This window comes from Gilliamella sp. B3172 (genome assembly GCF_026536465.1).
In the GTDB taxonomy this organism is placed as follows: Bacteria; Pseudomonadota; Gammaproteobacteria; order Enterobacterales; family Orbaceae; genus Gilliamella.
In genome coordinates, this window is the sequence record NZ_JAFNOA010000002.1 from 63,006 (window position 1) to 79,101 (window position 16,096).

General features: G+C 36.1%; 13 protein-coding genes and 1 tRNA gene. 13 read left to right on the plus strand and 1 reads right to left on the minus strand.

What is annotated here, in order from left to right; all coding sequences use genetic code 11:
• Nucleotides 1-31: 31 nt before the first annotated feature.
• The 3 genes from J3U37_RS03080 (at nucleotide 32) to tusA (ending at nucleotide 2,510) form a co-directional block, all read left to right on the plus strand.
• Nucleotides 32-1,324 (plus strand): secretin N-terminal domain-containing protein, encoded by a 1,293-nt coding sequence (locus J3U37_RS03080; RefSeq protein ID WP_267373317.1) that lies wholly within the window; start codon nucleotides 32-34, stop codon nucleotides 1,322-1,324.
• Nucleotides 1,325-1,449: 125 nt separating this feature from the next.
• Entirely contained in the window at nucleotides 1,450-2,256 is an 807-nt protein-coding gene (locus tag J3U37_RS03085; RefSeq protein WP_220219162.1) for a Cof-type HAD-IIB family hydrolase, read from the plus strand.
• A gap of 20 nt (nucleotides 2,257-2,276) precedes the next feature.
• Entirely contained in the window at nucleotides 2,277-2,510 is a 234-nt protein-coding gene (gene tusA, locus J3U37_RS03090) for a sulfurtransferase TusA (protein WP_366915714.1), read from the plus strand.
• Nucleotides 2,511-2,543: 33 nt separating this feature from the next.
• Here tusA and J3U37_RS03095 read toward each other — a convergent pair whose 3' ends face one another.
• Complete coding sequence (locus tag J3U37_RS03095) at nucleotides 2,544-2,948, minus strand: protein YgfX (RefSeq protein WP_220219163.1); 405 nt, start codon at nucleotides 2,946-2,948, stop codon at nucleotides 2,544-2,546.
• 373 nt (nucleotides 2,949-3,321) lie between these two features.
• Between J3U37_RS03095 and J3U37_RS03100 the strand changes: the two genes are divergently transcribed.
• The 10 genes from J3U37_RS03100 to J3U37_RS03145 all read left to right on the plus strand — a co-directional run bounded on the left by J3U37_RS03100 (nucleotide 3,322) and on the right by J3U37_RS03145 (nucleotide 16,011).
• Nucleotides 3,322-5,859: a penicillin-binding protein 1A gene (locus J3U37_RS03100; RefSeq protein WP_220219164.1), complete on the plus strand. Its 2,538-nt coding sequence runs from the start codon at nucleotides 3,322-3,324 to the stop codon at nucleotides 5,857-5,859.
• Between the two features lie 13 nt (nucleotides 5,860-5,872).
• Nucleotides 5,873-6,436 (plus strand): 16S rRNA (guanine(966)-N(2))-methyltransferase RsmD, encoded by a 564-nt coding sequence (rsmD, locus tag J3U37_RS03105; RefSeq protein ID WP_267373320.1) that lies wholly within the window; start codon nucleotides 5,873-5,875, stop codon nucleotides 6,434-6,436.
• Nucleotide 6,437: 1 nt separating this feature from the next.
• Entirely contained in the window at nucleotides 6,438-6,695 is a 258-nt protein-coding gene (locus J3U37_RS03110; RefSeq protein WP_267329289.1) for a DUF1145 domain-containing protein, read from the plus strand.
• Nucleotides 6,696-6,766: 71 nt separating this feature from the next.
• A tRNA-Gly gene (locus tag J3U37_RS03115) sits at nucleotides 6,767-6,842 on the plus strand.
• 615 nt (nucleotides 6,843-7,457) lie between these two features.
• The gene (locus J3U37_RS03120; RefSeq protein WP_267373322.1) at nucleotides 7,458-9,980 is read left to right on the plus strand and encodes a type VI secretion system Vgr family protein; all 2,523 of its coding nucleotides are present in this window, start codon (nucleotides 7,458-7,460) and stop codon (nucleotides 9,978-9,980) included.
• 3 nt (nucleotides 9,981-9,983) lie between these two features.
• Nucleotides 9,984-12,617: a hypothetical protein gene (locus tag J3U37_RS03125; RefSeq protein ID WP_267373324.1), complete on the plus strand. Its 2,634-nt coding sequence runs from the start codon at nucleotides 9,984-9,986 to the stop codon at nucleotides 12,615-12,617.
• Nucleotides 12,604-13,395, plus strand: a complete 792-nt coding sequence (locus tag J3U37_RS03130) for a hypothetical protein (protein WP_267373326.1) — start codon at nucleotides 12,604-12,606, stop codon at nucleotides 13,393-13,395. Before J3U37_RS03125 ends, J3U37_RS03130 begins: the two co-directional genes overlap by 14 nt.
• Nucleotides 13,392-14,291, plus strand: coding sequence for a hypothetical protein (locus tag J3U37_RS03135; protein WP_267373328.1), 900 nt, complete (start codon nucleotides 13,392-13,394; stop codon nucleotides 14,289-14,291). Before J3U37_RS03130 ends, J3U37_RS03135 begins: the two co-directional genes overlap by 4 nt.
• Nucleotides 14,292-14,326: 35 nt before the next feature.
• Nucleotides 14,327-14,590, plus strand: coding sequence for a PAAR domain-containing protein (locus tag J3U37_RS03140; protein ID WP_267373329.1), 264 nt, complete (start codon nucleotides 14,327-14,329; stop codon nucleotides 14,588-14,590).
• Nucleotides 14,591-14,718: 128 nt separating this feature from the next.
• Nucleotides 14,719-16,011 (plus strand): hypothetical protein, encoded by a 1,293-nt coding sequence (locus J3U37_RS03145; RefSeq protein WP_267373330.1) that lies wholly within the window; start codon nucleotides 14,719-14,721, stop codon nucleotides 16,009-16,011.
• The last annotated feature ends 85 nt before the right edge of the window (nucleotides 16,012-16,096 follow it).

Below are 16,096 nucleotides of genomic sequence, written 5' to 3' on the forward strand. Positions count from 1 at the left end.
GTTTTATTTATCAGCTAAAAGGTTTATAGAAATGGTTAATTTCAGGTCAATATTGAAAAGTGTTATCTCAAAATTCTTTATGATTTCACTTTTTTTCTTATTTAGCATACCGCTTAGTTTGGCACAAACCGAGCTTCCCCTTGATGAGCAACAAAACAACTTCATTTCAATCAACTTTTATCAAACTGATGTTGCAATTATCTTGCAAGCTTTGGCTGACAATAAACAGTTGAATTTAGTGTTGGATGATGATGTATCAATTAAACAAACAATCAAACTACAAAATATTGATTGGCAAAGAGCGTTAGATATTGTTTTACATTCGGCTAAGTTACAAGCTCAAATAGAAGATAATATTTTATTTGTATCAAAAGCGGTTGACCCTCAGATTTTGTTAGAAAGACAACAACAAGAGCTGAAAGAACAACAGTTAAAACAACCATTAGAGATAATGTCTATTGCCGTAAATCATGCGCAACCAATGACTTTAATTGAAGCAATAGAACAGCAAGAATTATTGTCACCACGAGGCAAAGTCGTTATTGATAAAAGAACGAATTCACTGATTATTACTGATATAACTGAACGTTTTGAAGGTATAAAAAAATTGGTAAAAGCGTTTGATAAACCCATTTCTCAAGTTCATATATCAGCGCATATTGTGACAATGAGTGAAGAGAGCATGAATGAATTAGGAATTAAATGGGGATATTCGGGTGGATCTTCGCTGGGTTTAAATAAGTTTGATGTCGGGCTTGATGTAGCAAGTGCAACTTCTACCGTGGGATTTAATTTAGCTAAACTTTCAGGCGGTTTACTCAACTTAGAGCTATCTGCCTTAGAGGCTGAAAATCAGCTAGAAATTATTGCTAGCCCAAACTTACTCACAGCTAATCAAAATACAGCATCCATTAAACAAGGAACGGATATTCCTTATGAAGTATCAAGTGGTAGTAATGGGGCAACATCAATTGAATTTAAACAAGCGGTTTTAGGTTTAGAAGTAACACCGAAAATTATTGCCGATGATAAAATGATTTTAGATCTTTTCATTACCCAAAATACAGCAGGGCAATCGATAAAAAGGCGAGATGGTGGCGAAGCATTAGCAATTGAAACGCAAGAAATCAAAACTCAAGTAATGGTAAAAAGTGGTGAAACAGTTGTGTTAGGCGGAATTTTTCAGCAGATTAATAACAGTCATACCCGTAAGGTGCCTGGAGTAAGTAAACTGCCTATAATTGGTAATTTATTCAATAATAAAAGTAAAAAGCAGCAAAAAAGAGAATTAGTTATCTTTATAACACCACAATTAGTTGAGTAAATCTCAGCAGAGTTGTATCATAATCAATCTCATTTTTACCGTTTTACTTTGATTTACTTTTATATTGCTTCAAAGTACAGTTTTATCGGTAGGATTTCAATTGATTACCAAAGTAGAGAAATATTATGTTTCGTGTTGTAGCTTCTGATTTAGATGGCACATTATTAACTCCTGAGCATAGCTTATCACCTTATACGAAAAAGATTCTTCAAGCATTACGCAATAAGGATATTCATTTTGTTTTTGCAACAGGCCGGCATCATATTGATGTTGCTCAAATGCGAGAAAATATGGAAATTGATGCCTTTATGATAACTTCTAATGGTGCCAGAGTTCATGATAGTGCAGGTAATTTAATCGTCAGCCATAGTATTGAGCCAAGTATCGCAAGTGAACTTGCTAAAGAGTGTGTTGATGATCCATTAGTTTACACACATATTTATCATGGAGACAATTGGTTGATCAATAAGGAAGATGAGTTTTCATTGAGTTTTCATAGAGATACTCATTTTACTTATCAGTTTTTTAATCCACATGATTTTGATACCAATGATATTGCGAAAATTTATTTTACCACTACTGATGATGCTTTATATCCTCACTTAGTGAAGTTAAAAAATCGAATAGAGCAAAAATTTGGTAATAAAGTAAGTACCGCATTTTCTACACTCAACTGCCTTGAAGTTATGGCTGAAAATGTTTCTAAAGGTAGTGCATTAAAACAAGTTGTTGAAAAATTAGGATTTACCCTTAATGATAGCATTGCATTTGGTGACGGTATGAATGACTATGAAATGTTAAAAATGGCCGGTAAGGGATGTATTATGAAAGATGGTAGTTCAGAGTTAAAATCATTATTACCAACTCATGAAGTTATTGGCTCAAATGCTGATGATGCTGTGCCACATTACTTGGAAAAGCTATTTTTATAAATAATTAAGCAAAGTTATAAATGATGAAATTTGATAAAGAGCTTAATACATTGGGCTTACGTTGCCCCGAACCAATCATGTTGGTCCGCAAAACAATTAGAGAGCTTGCTGTTGGGCAAGTTCTCTATGTTATTGCGGATGATTTAGCAACGACTCGTGATATTCCTAGTTTTTGTCGACATATGGATCATGAGTTAATCAATTCACAAATCGAAACAAAACCTTTCCAATATTGGATAAAAAAATCACAATAGTTGTTATCAATTAAAAATTGAAACGCTATCTGTTTAACTTAAATCAATGATATTTAAATGGTAATGCAATGTTCGCCAATCATTAGGCATTAAGTTATCAACCATTAAAAAAAGCGTATGCCTTTTACCGTCATGGCGGGATTTTAAATTTAAAATGATCACATAACGAAACAGTAGGGGCTTACGCATTATATGCCAGCGTTGATTATGCCAGTAAATTTGGTGTATATAATCAAAAAGTGCTAATTCTCCTTTGATCGTCCTAAAGTAACAAATACTACGCCACCATTGAGTAATTAATAGAAGTACAATGACAAACGTATAGGCATTAAGAGCGGTATTTGCAAATATTATTAAACTAGCGCAGGTTAATAAACAATAAAATGCAGTACTCATATATATCTGTAAGTAAGAGATATTAAGTTGTGTGCTCCACATAATCGAAATTCAAAAGACTAATAAAATGGAATGATGTCAGATAATTTTCAGAAATTTTTTAATATCAATAAATATTGTGAGATAATACACAGAAACGAGTTATTTTTTTACTTGATAATATTTAAGCGCTACCAAAGCAGAACTGCTTTAATTGTGTAAAGCAAGTAGCCTGTTTTACCGACGTTACCTTTATAACCTCAATGTCTTGAACAGGGTGTAAATATTTTGTCATGATTAAAATAATAATTACTCGTTTTTATTTTGCGTCTTTTATCATAACTAGTATATACTCGTCGTTTAAAAATATATAAAGCAATATAAAATAGATACTTGTACTATTTTTGAAATAAAATCAATTGGATAGGAATATTTTGTGATATTACTTAAAATCTTGAAATTTTTTCTGAAAATTTTCTTCGCGCTATTTATTTGTGGCTTAATAATAGGCATAGCTGGGTATGCTTATTATTCCAAAGATTTACCGGATGTAGCTACCTTAAAAGACGTAAAATTACAAACTCCAATGCAAGTGTTAAGTAAAGACGGAGAATTAATTGCTATTTTTGGTGAACGTCGCCGAACGCCTTTACAGTATAACCAAATTCCTCCACAAGTTGTAAATGCGGTTATTGCAACTGAGGATGCACGTTTTAACGAGCATTTCGGTATCGATCCTATTGGTATTATGCGAGCTATGTACATTGGGGTAACCCAACATGGCTTTTCACAAGGTGGGAGTACGATAACTCAACAAGTTGCGAAAAATTTCTTCCTAACGCCTGAAAAAAGTATTGCCCGTAAAGTTAAAGAAATGATTTTAGCTATACGTATGGAAAAAGAATTATCCAAAGAAGAGATCATGACGTTGTATTTAAACATGATTAATTTTGGATCTCGAGCATATGGTGTTGGGGCAGCGTCTTATACATTTTTTGGTAAAACACCTGATCAGCTTACTGTTGATGAAGCAGCGTTGCTTGCAGGGCTACCTAATGCACCATCTGCTTTCAATCCAATTGCGCACCCAGAACGTGCCTTAACAAGACGTAATTGGGTATTAGGGCGAATGTTAGATCAATCTTACATTACTCAAGCTGAATATGATGAAGCAATTAAAAAACCTTTAAACGTAAGTTATCATGAACCTCAAATTGAATTTTCCGCTCCTTATGTCGCTGAAATGGCAAGACAATTTATGTATGACAAATTTGGGGAGAATGCTTATACAGATGGTTATAAAGTTTATACAACTATCTCCAAAACCGACCAAGTAGCAGCTAACGAAGCTGTACAAAAACATATCGTTGATTACGATATTCGACACGGTTATCGTGGGCCAGAAAAAGAGTTATGGCAAAAAAATGAAACACCATGGAATGCTGAGCAAATTCAAGCTATTTTAAACAAATACCCTTGTCATGTTGGTATGTGTCCTGCAGTTGTCACCGAATCTAATGATACACAAGCAACGGCAGTTTTGACGGATAAAAGTAATATCACCATTAACTTTCAAGGAATGAAGTGGGCACGACGTTTTATTAGTGATACACGACAAGGCGCATCACCTAAAAAAGTCACTGATGTGTTAAAAGCAGGCCAACTTATTTGGGTTAAAAAAAATAACGATATCTGGGAACTGGCGCAAATACCAGCGGTTAATGCGGCATTGGTTTCATTAGATTCTGATAATGGTGCAATTAAAGCGATTGTTGGTGGGTATGATTTTAATCTCAGTAAATTCAATCGTGCTACACAAGCTCTTCGTCAGTTAGGTTCTAACATTAAACCTTTCATCTATACTTCAGCGTTAGAACAAGGCTTAACAATGGCAACATTGCTTAATGATGCGCCAATTGTTAGAACAACCGGAAGTGTAACTTGGCGCCCTAAAAATTCACCACCAACTTATGCCGGTCCACTGCGTATGCGAATTGGTTTAGGCATGTCTAAAAATGTAATGATGGTTAGAGCATTACGAGCAGTTGGACTTAATTATGCGGCAACTTATTTAGAGCGTTTTGGATTTCCTAAAGAAAATATTTCATACAATGAATCGTTAGCTTTAGGTTCAGCATCCTTTACGCCATTACAAGTTGCTAGGGCATATTCGGTCATTGTTAATGGTGGTTACTTAATCAAACCATATTTAATTGAACGAATAGAATACGACGATCGTAATGACGTGATTTATCAGCATCAACCACTCATTGCTTGTCATGATTGTGATAATGATGATATCGCAATTGGAACAATGCCTGTATCGTTAGATAATGTTGAAAATGAATCAAATGAATCTGGCAATGAGGAACCTGAACAAGCGAACCTTAATCCAGAAGATAATCTTATTTTACCTGATATTAATGGTGAAAATTCAACAAATGTTACACCAAAATATGCACCGCACACTGTTAACAGTGGAATAGCCTTTATTATGAAAGATGGCCTGCGCTCAATTGTATTTGGTGGCTCAGATTGGAATGGCACAGCTTGGCGGGTAAAAGCATTAGGTAGAAAAGATGTCGGTGGTAAAACCGGTACAACAAATGCTTCAAAAGACGTTTGGTTTTCTGGATTCGGTGGCAATATTGTGACAACTGTTTGGATGGGCTTTGATGATCATCGCCGCGAACTAGGGCGCACATATCGTGCTGAAGCCGGTGCTGTGACTGCTAATCCGGTATGGGTTGATTATATGAAAGTTGCGCTACAAGATGTTCCAGTTGTGCAAGATAAGCAACCTGCTAATGTTGTTAGCGTCACTATTGATCAACGAACAGGATTATTACCACAATCTGGTTCCAAAACGATGTCTGAGTACTTTATAAAAGGTACTGAGCCAACCACTTATGCAACACAAGAAGTGGGTACCAGTGTCACTGATTCACAAGGCGGTACAACGGAACTATTCTAATCAAGGGTACAAAATGAATGGTTTTATAAGAATCATTGCTGGAAAATGGCGTGGACGCAAATTATCAGTACTAGACAAACTGGGTTTGCGTCCAACAACAGATCGTGTCAAAGAAACTTTGTTTAATTGGTTAATGCCTGTTATGCATAATAGTGAATGTTTAGATTGCTTTTCAGGCAGTGGCTCTCTGGGCTTTGAAGCTGCTTCTCGAGGCGCTAAAAATGTCACTATGCTGGAAAAAGATAAGCAAGTTGCCAATCAATTAATTAAAAACAAACAGCTTGTTGTTGCGGAAGGTATAGAAGTTTTTCATACTGATACGTTACTTTGGCTCTCGAAGCCAGCACACAAGAAATTTGATATAGTATTTATTGATCCGCCGTTTCATCAATCATTAGTCGCCACAACAGTTAGTCAATTGGAGGATAATGATTGGCTTAATGATAATAGTTATATTTATATTGAGGCTGAAATTGGGTTAAACTTGTTAGACAAGATTCCGAGTAATTGGCATCTACACCGAGAAAAAACAGCTGGTCAGGTTCATAGTTATCTTTTTATTAGAGAAAACAGTTAATATGTTTATATTTGTTGGTAAAGTTATCTACGCTTTCATGTGGTTATTTTTATTATTCAATTTGATCTTCCCTTATCCAAAACCTGCAAATGTTGTTGCCTATGTTGGCTTAGCGGCTTTTGTTATTATTCATGGTTTACAAGCATTGATTTTGCAGACAACAATGACTAATCAAGAAAAACAAGAGGACAAATTTAAAGCAATTAGACTTTTTATTTTTGGTGTTTTTGAAACACTTAGCTGGAAAAATAAAAAATAGTGCAGAAAAGAGGTTGCTAGTTATCAAAATTTTTGTATAATGCACACCTCTTCTTTCGAAGAGTTCAATAAGCGGGAATAGCTCAGTTGGTAGAGCGCAACCTTGCCAAGGTTGAGGTCGCGAGTTCGAACCTCGTTTCCCGCTCCAATATAACTTACATGGTAATCCATATAGGGTGACAGCAGCGGATTTTTGGTAATAATGTGGTCTTTATCCGTTAAAAAAATGATAGGTCGTCCTAAGAACTGATCACGTTCAGCAATGTTATTGACGCTATTAATCAACGAAATATAAGCAATCGAAAGCTGTGTTATATCCTTTACGCGCAAATGTAGCAAGTTCTTTTTACTAAAGCCATATATGCAATACAAGTATTACTATCAACTACGAGTAGTAGTAATAAAATGAATTGTTGAGATATTTTTTTAGCACCATGTTGACATTTCTCGTCATTGAAAAAAGCGATTATCCAGATGTAATCAGTTGGCAATTTCGCTGTTAAATTGAAAAATGAAGATTATATATTTAAAAAAAATTAATGTATTCGTTTATTTATCGAACATAATAAGTGATTTTCTGTAGTGATAAAAAATTAATTAAAAAATCAAAACTCACCAATAAATAATTATTTTTTAATAGCTTTTTTATAAAAAATTCAATGAAATTATAAAAAAGCTATTGACAGCATGAAAAAATAACGTATTTTAATTATGTAAAACCGCATATTTTTGGCGATAAAAACAATAAACTGAAGGAACAGTTATGGATATAAATAGCCCATTAATGACAGGTATTGCTTCTTTGGCTAAGAATGTTCATCATAATTATTATTCTCTTTCAATTGATCGACTTAATGCTTTAACTCAGTTATCCGTTGTATCACTTAATGGGCAGGAGGTGTTAAATGAACCTTGGCATTATGAAATCACCTTTACCAGTCCTGAAAAACAGCTCGATATAAATGCCATACTTAAACAACCGGCTTCACTTACTTTTTATGCACCGGCTCTCATTAAGCAACCCACTGGCATTAGCTCATTAGACCAACCGGCAAAAACCAGAACGATACATGGCGTTATTACAGAGTTTAGCCTAATATCAGTCAGTAAAGAGGAAACCTGTTACCAAGTTATACTAAAGCCTCGCGTGGCATTATTGGCTAATGAGCATCGCTGTGCTATCTATCAAAATAAAAGCGTGGTAAGCATTGTGGAAGAAGTGCTGCGCAGCCATGGTTTTACCGGCATTGATTACCGTTTGGAATTAAAAGACCGTTATCCAGAGCGTGAGTTTATTACCCAATGGCAAGAAAGTGACCTAGCATTTATTCAGCGTATTTTAGCTGATGTGGGGATTTGGTTTCGCTTTGAAAGCCATACCAAGTATCATTGCGATGTGATAGTTTTTAGTGACTATGAACAAGGTTATGATAATGCCGGTAGCATTGTTTATAAGCAGCCAAGTGGCACATTAGATAGTGGTGTTGAAAGTGCATGGGAAATGTCACTACATAGCAAAGTCGTTAACGCCTCGGTCAACGTGCAAGATTACAATTACCGTAATGCGTCATTTAATTTGCAAAGTGAAGTAAATACTGCCCCTAAAGAGACCACCACCCACGGCACAGTTTACCGCTATGGTGAACACTACAAACAGCAAGGCAATCAAGACATCGTAGAGAGTGGGCAATGGTATGCTCAAATTCGGCATCAATATGCTATCAGCAATCAGGTAATCATTACCGGTAAAAGTAACTGTTATAACTTATCACCTGGGCAATATATCCGTATTGCTGGTAATCCTCTGCCCAATATTCAAGAGGGTTTGGTCATTTTATCGATACAAGGGCAAGGTAACCGTAGTGATGCGTTTGAACTTAAATTTATTGCCATTCCGTACAACGCTTTAAAACCCTATCGGCCTATGCCGCTACCGTGGCCACAAGTGGCCGGCACCTTACCGGCGCGGGTGACCAGTCCAGATAATGACACTTATGGGTATATTGATACTCAAGGGCGTTATCGGGTTAAATTTAACTTTGACTTATCAGAATGGAAAAACGGTGAGGAAAGCTTATGGGTTAGATTAGCCAAACCGTATGCTGGTAATACGTATGGTTTTCATTTCCCACTTATCGATGGTACGAGTGTTGCGATAGCCTTTACGGATAGTAATCCTGATCGGCCTTATATTGCCTATAGCTTGCATGACAGCGCCCACCCAGATCTCGTCACCACCATGAATAAACACCGTAATGTGATTCGAACACCGGCTAATAACAAATTACGCATGGACGATAAGCGCGGGCAGGAGCATATCAAACTAGCCACCGAATACGGCAAAACCCAGCTTAATCTGGGTCATTTAGTTAATCAGAACAAAAAACAGCGTGGAGAAGGGTTTGAACTACGTACTGATGAATGGGGCGCGATTCGCGCAGCCAAAGGTATATATGTAACCACTGCCATAAAAGAAAAGGCCACAGGACAACAGCTTGATATGAAAGAGACGATTAGGCAGGTTGAAAAATCGTTGGATATATCAAGTGCTTTGATAGGTAGTGGTAAAGTAAGTGGCGCAGAGCCAGCAGAAATGACAGAGCAACAAACGTTACTTGCTGCTACCAAACAATTACAAGAATCAACCGTTGTGATCCATGGTGAACAAGGCATTACGCAAACGTCGTCAAAAAGTATTCAACATGCAGCTGCCGAAAATATTATTGCCACTGCTGGTCATAATGCCAGTATCAATATCTTTAAAAAACTCTCAATGGCAGCTGGTGAAATGATCTCCATATTTGCCCACAAAGCAGGTATGAAACTGATTGCCGCATCTGGGCGAGTACAAATTCAAGCACAGTCTGATGAAATGGAACTCACTGCACAAAAAAATATCTTTATCACTAGCAGTGGTGGAAAAATCACCATTAATGCTCAAAGCGAGTTACTGCTACTGAGTGGTGGTGGGGGGATTCGTATCAAAGATGGCTCAATAGAGATGATCGCCCCAACCAGTATTTTACAAAAAACGACCATGTTATCTTACTCAGGCCCTGAAAGTATAAAAGAGGTTATGCCTTCGTTTGAGAAAGGTAGTTTTGCGCGGAAATTCAAATTACATTTTAATGATTCACCAACTCAGGTACTGAAAAATCAAGCTTATCGCATCTATTTTAGTGACGGCAGTACACAAGATGGCGTGACTGATGAGAATGGTGAAACGACGCTCATACCAATGACTGAATTAGAGCAATTAAAAATAGAAATACTTCAAAAGGAATAAGTTATGGTGAGTTTCAATGAAATAAAAGGAGAGAATATATCAGAAAGTACAATCGGTTTACCAACTAGTTCTGCTCAAATGTTAACTTGCAATATAGAAGCTTCGCGCCCCCTTCCTTGTGTTGTCATTTTAATTCATGGGGTTAATGATATCGGTGAGGCATTCGAAAATCAGGATGAAATGATTTGTGCAGGTTTAAATAAACGGCTGGGGCGTAACGATTTAAAGCCAAACAAATGGCAATTAATGAACACCGATGCTGATGATTATTCACCAAATATAAGGATGTTAACCGAGTGGGAAGAAAAAGTTGAGGATAAAAACAATCCATCAAACGAAACTAAAACCGTTAAATGTCGAGGTTATTCACCAGTTATTCCCTTTACTTGGGGATATCGACCTGTTGATGAAGAAACCTATAAAGAAGAGCAACTTGCTTATTATAACAGATTAAAAGATGCCAATATCACTGATCCTGAATTACCTTATGATAGCTTCTGGATTGATCGTGACTGTTACCTAAACAGTGGTACAGTGCATTTTAATAAACTCAATTGTGATAAGTTTGGTAACTGGATCGACTATAAATATCAACGTAACGGCGGTCCTTTTGCCAATGCTACAAGCTGTATACCCGATATGTACGGTCCGGGCATGGCAGGTATATTAGCTTATTGGGGGAATATTCTTACCCCTAAAGGTTCAAAAAGTTATGACAATCCCCATCGCATCTATTTTGCCTTTGCTGCGCATCGCTTAGCCAATTTAATTAAAACTATTAGAAAAGATACTCAGGGACAAGATATTCCCATTAATATTGTGGCTCATAGCCAGGGCACTATTATAACCATGTTAGCTAACTTGCTATTAGCACAAGAAAAAGAAAAAACATTACCAGCGGATTGCATTATATTGGCACATTCACCCTACGCTTTTGAGCCATCTACGTTTGAAATGTTAACTAAAGATTTATATATGGGCTTACAGAGCCAATATGGGCGCGAACAGACTTTTATTAATTTTGTTGAACTAATGCATAAAATCCAAAGCGATCGGAGGAAAAATTTTTTTGATATAGAGAAAATGATCGAAGCAGGCGTGATTAACACTGAAGTCAATCCCAACGAGATCTATGTACAATCCGACGGTAGCATAAAGCATTATGACCGACTGGGTAAAGATGCGAGTCTTTTTTATCGAGACAACTATGGTAAGGTCTATCACTATTTTAGCCCTAACGATCATGTGGTTTCGTTATTAAATGTGCAAGGTATGGGCTGGCAAGGTATCCCCGATCATATTTTCAAACAGTGTAAAACTGAGAATTTAAAACAGCGTATTTTTAGCCATGGTCATATTGTTGGTAATGACACCAAAAACGGAAAAATAAAAGTACCGATAATTCTTCTTGAAGTCAAGGAAAAAGATTATCCTAACTATATTAGTGTAGCAGATTATAATCAACGTTTAGAGTATATGAATTACTATGGGGAAGAAGTTGAAGCATCAGTTGTCCTGCTTCCTGAACAATTAGAAAAATTAATAAAAGAGCCATTATTCAAAAATCGGAAAGGTTTTTTTTCAAACGGTTTTTATTTTAATTCAGGGAGAGCGTTTTATGTGAGGTATATACCAACCAACGAAGAAATAGGAAGAGATTACCCAGAACTTTTCTATCAAAAAATAAGCTCTAAACAATTAGATACCGTTTGTGAAGATTATGAAAAAAATCAATCAATTGAAGAAAAACTCGTAAAGCGAAAAGCGGCAGCAAAAGTGAAATGTAATGATGTATCAACAGGAGATATAAAAATAGCACCTTATATTTTTACTGAGCGATTAATTAATGGTGAACCCGTTCCGGAAACCATGATATATACGGTTGATGAACCGGGTGAAAAAACGAAGTTAAGCCGTGTAATTCACTACAATGATATCTATAATAGCGATAATATATTTCGTGAAAAACTAGAGAAGAAAATTTACTTTAAACACATAAACAGGCCTGATTATATTCCTCCTCAAAAAGTGGATATGTATGAGGTTAAATCTTTAACAATTAGTGATGAAACGCAACTAAAAAAACTAGAAGCAGAGCATCCCGAATGGGATCGAGGTATAAAATCAGTGCAGTATGTGGTATGCGAACCAGATAGAATCCTTGTTGGTTACCGTATACCACAACAAGAATTAGATATCATGATCCGCAACCTTGTTGATGACGAAGAGGAAACGAGTTCACATCATTCAGGTATCACCAATAGCCGAGAAGCACCCGCTAAAATTATGGCTTACGATTTGGCAATTGGTGTGGTGCAAGGCATTACCCCAACATGCCAAACGACACTAAACGAGTGGCGTAGGCGCGCTGACTGGCGGCACCCACAAAATAGTGATCCAGAGACTGTTCAATATGCTCTCCATGGTGTTTTGCCAAAACCTTTAAAACGAGCAATGAATTACCCTGAAAAACATATGCCTAACAAAGATTTAGTGGTGAATAATTTTCACCGTTTTTTTATAATTGATCAAATAAATGATGGATTGTGGAAAGATAAATACAGCAAATTAACCAATCCACCACAATGGATTCATCCCGATCCAGACTTAAAAGGAATATCAAATGTTGATGATTAGTTATCTATTACTCAGCCTGATTTTATTTCTACTCTGTTATTTTAAACGCTGGTATCTATTATGTTGGTTGAGTTATGCGACTTTTTTGATCAGTTTTTTAGCCATTATTCCTTTACCAGGTCAGGATGAAATAAAATATACCCAACCTACCCAAGTGGTATTTCGGTTTGATGAGCACCGTTATTTACAACTCACTGGCTATGGGTGTCGGGGACGGCTGTACTATATTGATGATCAAAAACTTATTTATTATGAGTTAGCGCGACATTCTGCAGAGGTGTTAACAGAGCCTTTCGCTCATATGCCAGAAGATTATATTTTTATTCCTTATGAAGACTATTCAGCTATACAGTTTTCACAAGATGGTGGGCACTCTTTCGATTCTATTTATATTCAAGATAGAGATCTTAACGGTGATTATCGCCCAAATCGTGAAACCACCGAAAGCATGGTGGTGCTGAATAATCAATTTTTTTTAAAAGACAAAAATAGAGGGATTTTTCGTTCACCCAAACCCTATGGTACATCCAGTACAGTATTATCTCCCGCTAATGAAAAATATTTAGAATATCAAATAAATTATATGGGCGAACGCTGGTCAGATGCACCGCAAACCATGCCCGCCATACACAACAACTACACAGGTTGGCATCAGTGGCGTTGTGACCCGAGTTTAAAGCAAGAGATAACCGTATATAACCGTTATAACCCACTCATTCAGTTGCAAGCCAAATTACGTCATCTACTAGGGGTAACAACAAAAGGGGATAAAGCATGAAACGGACACTCATTAGCCTATTTGTCTACTGTATAGTAATCCCAGCCTGTTTATGGGGAGGGATCGTAACGATTGGCTCAATCCTACCAGAGCACTATGATATGCAAGGGTTAGACATTCCCATGCCTGCGCCCAAAGCTGGTTACGAGATGATTTATCCTGAAGTGATTAAAACAGATAACCCTATGTATACCGCATCATTTTATTATTTAAGTGAAAAACAACAGGTGATTTACCGTTACGATGCTGATCGCTATTTAACTCTTCAAGGTGAAAGCTGTGAAGGGCTAATATGGTATCACGATGACTTAAAAAATATTCATACCCGTATAGATGAAGTTTTTTTTACGCGTGACAGATTACCAACATTCAACTATTACAACCCTGGCAAAGATTATATTGGTATTCCGACCAATGATATGTCAACGGTACTGTTTTCCATTGATAGCGGTAAAACTTTTCTTGAAGGTTATGTAACCAGTTTTGCCGCTAAACCAAGTAAAAAAATAGAACGCTTTATTGGTGTCGATGATAGCCCTTTAACCATTGAGTTTTCGGACGTTGATAAAGTAATGAGACGTTTTACCAATTCAATCACAGTTTCCGGTAATACTGGCTACTTTATTACCAATGACGATGTCGTGTTTGGCGATACCGTCTTCTATGAAATGTTTAGTCACCCTGAGCAAAGTTTCCACTCATTAAATGGTATAGATACTAGTTTAGACCTAACTAAAGGTTTAGATAGCACAAGAGGAATTCAACAATTTGGTCGATATTGGGAGATTTATTATAAACCGGCTTATTTAGAACGGATCACCTCAGCACGTAATATCAAATTAGAGCCTTATCAAGGTTGGGATAGGATACGCTGTGAAATTGGGGTTGAGAAATAACATTTATCTTTAAAATATAACTGGAGCGTTTATTCATGAAAGGGGTTATACGTTTAGGTGATCCGCACTCACATGGTGGAATAGTTATTAGTGCATCAGGGGCTAATTTTGACGGTAAACCCGTTGCTTTAGTTGGTGACACTGTGTCTTGCCCCAAAAAAGGGCATGGCGTAAATGCTATTATAGAGGGACATCCAACATGGATAATGCATAATCGTGCTGTTGCTGTGAATGGTTGTCACACAGCGTGCGGTTGCATATTAATGTCAACATTAACTAACGTGGGTAGCGAATCATGAAATGGCAACTTCCTGATATTCAAGAAAAAATAGTACCAACTAATTTTTCCATTTGGATCTATTTATTAATTTGTATTATTAGTGTCAGCTCTTTCGATTTTTTTATTTTATTGATTCATAATGATAAAATGGTTTCACAGCTAAACATGATTCTGTTTTTTTTCGCTATTGTACCAATGTTTTTTAGTTTATCTATAATGGGATTTGTATATAGTTTCTATTTTTTTAATAAATTTGAGGCAGTATTCTTTAATTATTGTATTAAAACCATGCACTTAAATTGGAAAGCGTGGTGTCGTAAATCGATTTATTTAATTGATTCTACATATGTTACTGATATCGATAATGTAGCTTCAAAAATTATGGGTGTTGACGGTCAAGCGCCCATGAATCCTGAGAAGGCAGTGCCCATTTCAGCGATAAGAGCCATTGACAGTTCAGCATTATATTTTTTATTTGATAAGATTTTGCTACCAATGAAAGCTAAATTGAAGTTTTTTCCAAGCATTACTATCCTTTTAAATACTAATCAGGAACAAGAAAAGATTATTGATGCTTTAATTAATTACAGCCAATTACATGACCTAAACATTAAACGATACGATATTATTTTTTCAAATGAAATACCTACGCCAGATATTATCAATAGCTGGATTGATGATAAGGTCATTCAAAATATTTTATTGATTAACATGTTGTTTGATATCAATACGCAATTACCTGTCACTGAATATTGCTGTGCTATCCTTTTTTCTGATGACACACAAAAACTAAAATATTTTAATTTGAAATTAAAATTATTTCGTGTGCTTAATACAAATTTACCCAATCTTAGTGATGATCTTGATTATTTTTTAGCAGCAGAGCAAGTTGAAAAAAAACAACTGAACCAAGGATGGACAAATTTATCCGCTTCGGCACTGAGTATTTTTAAATCTGCATTGTTGGATTCTGATAGTAAAGTAAAACTTAATCCAAATAAAATTTATGAACTTGATCATCATTTGGGTAAATTAGATGATCATGGATGGCTCGCATTGGCATTTGCGGCAGAAGGGGTCACTCAAGGACAAAAAGGCCAAATCATTGCAACCAAAAGTGATGGTGCTATTCATATTATGCAGTTGTCGGATAAAGAGGCTCGTTTTCCAGAAAGAGATAAACGGCCAAGTGGTTACCCAGTAATAACTTGGTTGAGTTTAGTTTTATTTTTATCATTGTTATTCTTCTTACTGGGATATGCCCATAAAGAAATAAGCGATAGCCCTTTATCGATACTCACAGTTGTTATGTTCTTAATTATATTACTTTTAGTGACTTCACTAGTCTTTACAAGTGCGCATCTGCTAATATCGGAATATGAAGATGAGTTTATTGAAATGTGGTATAAAGAACAAGGAAAAATATCGCCTAATGATTAGGAATAGCCAACTACGAATATTTTTTGAAACTGGCTACAGTGATATTCATAACAATACCGACAAAAAGAGCACATAGTAGCATAAT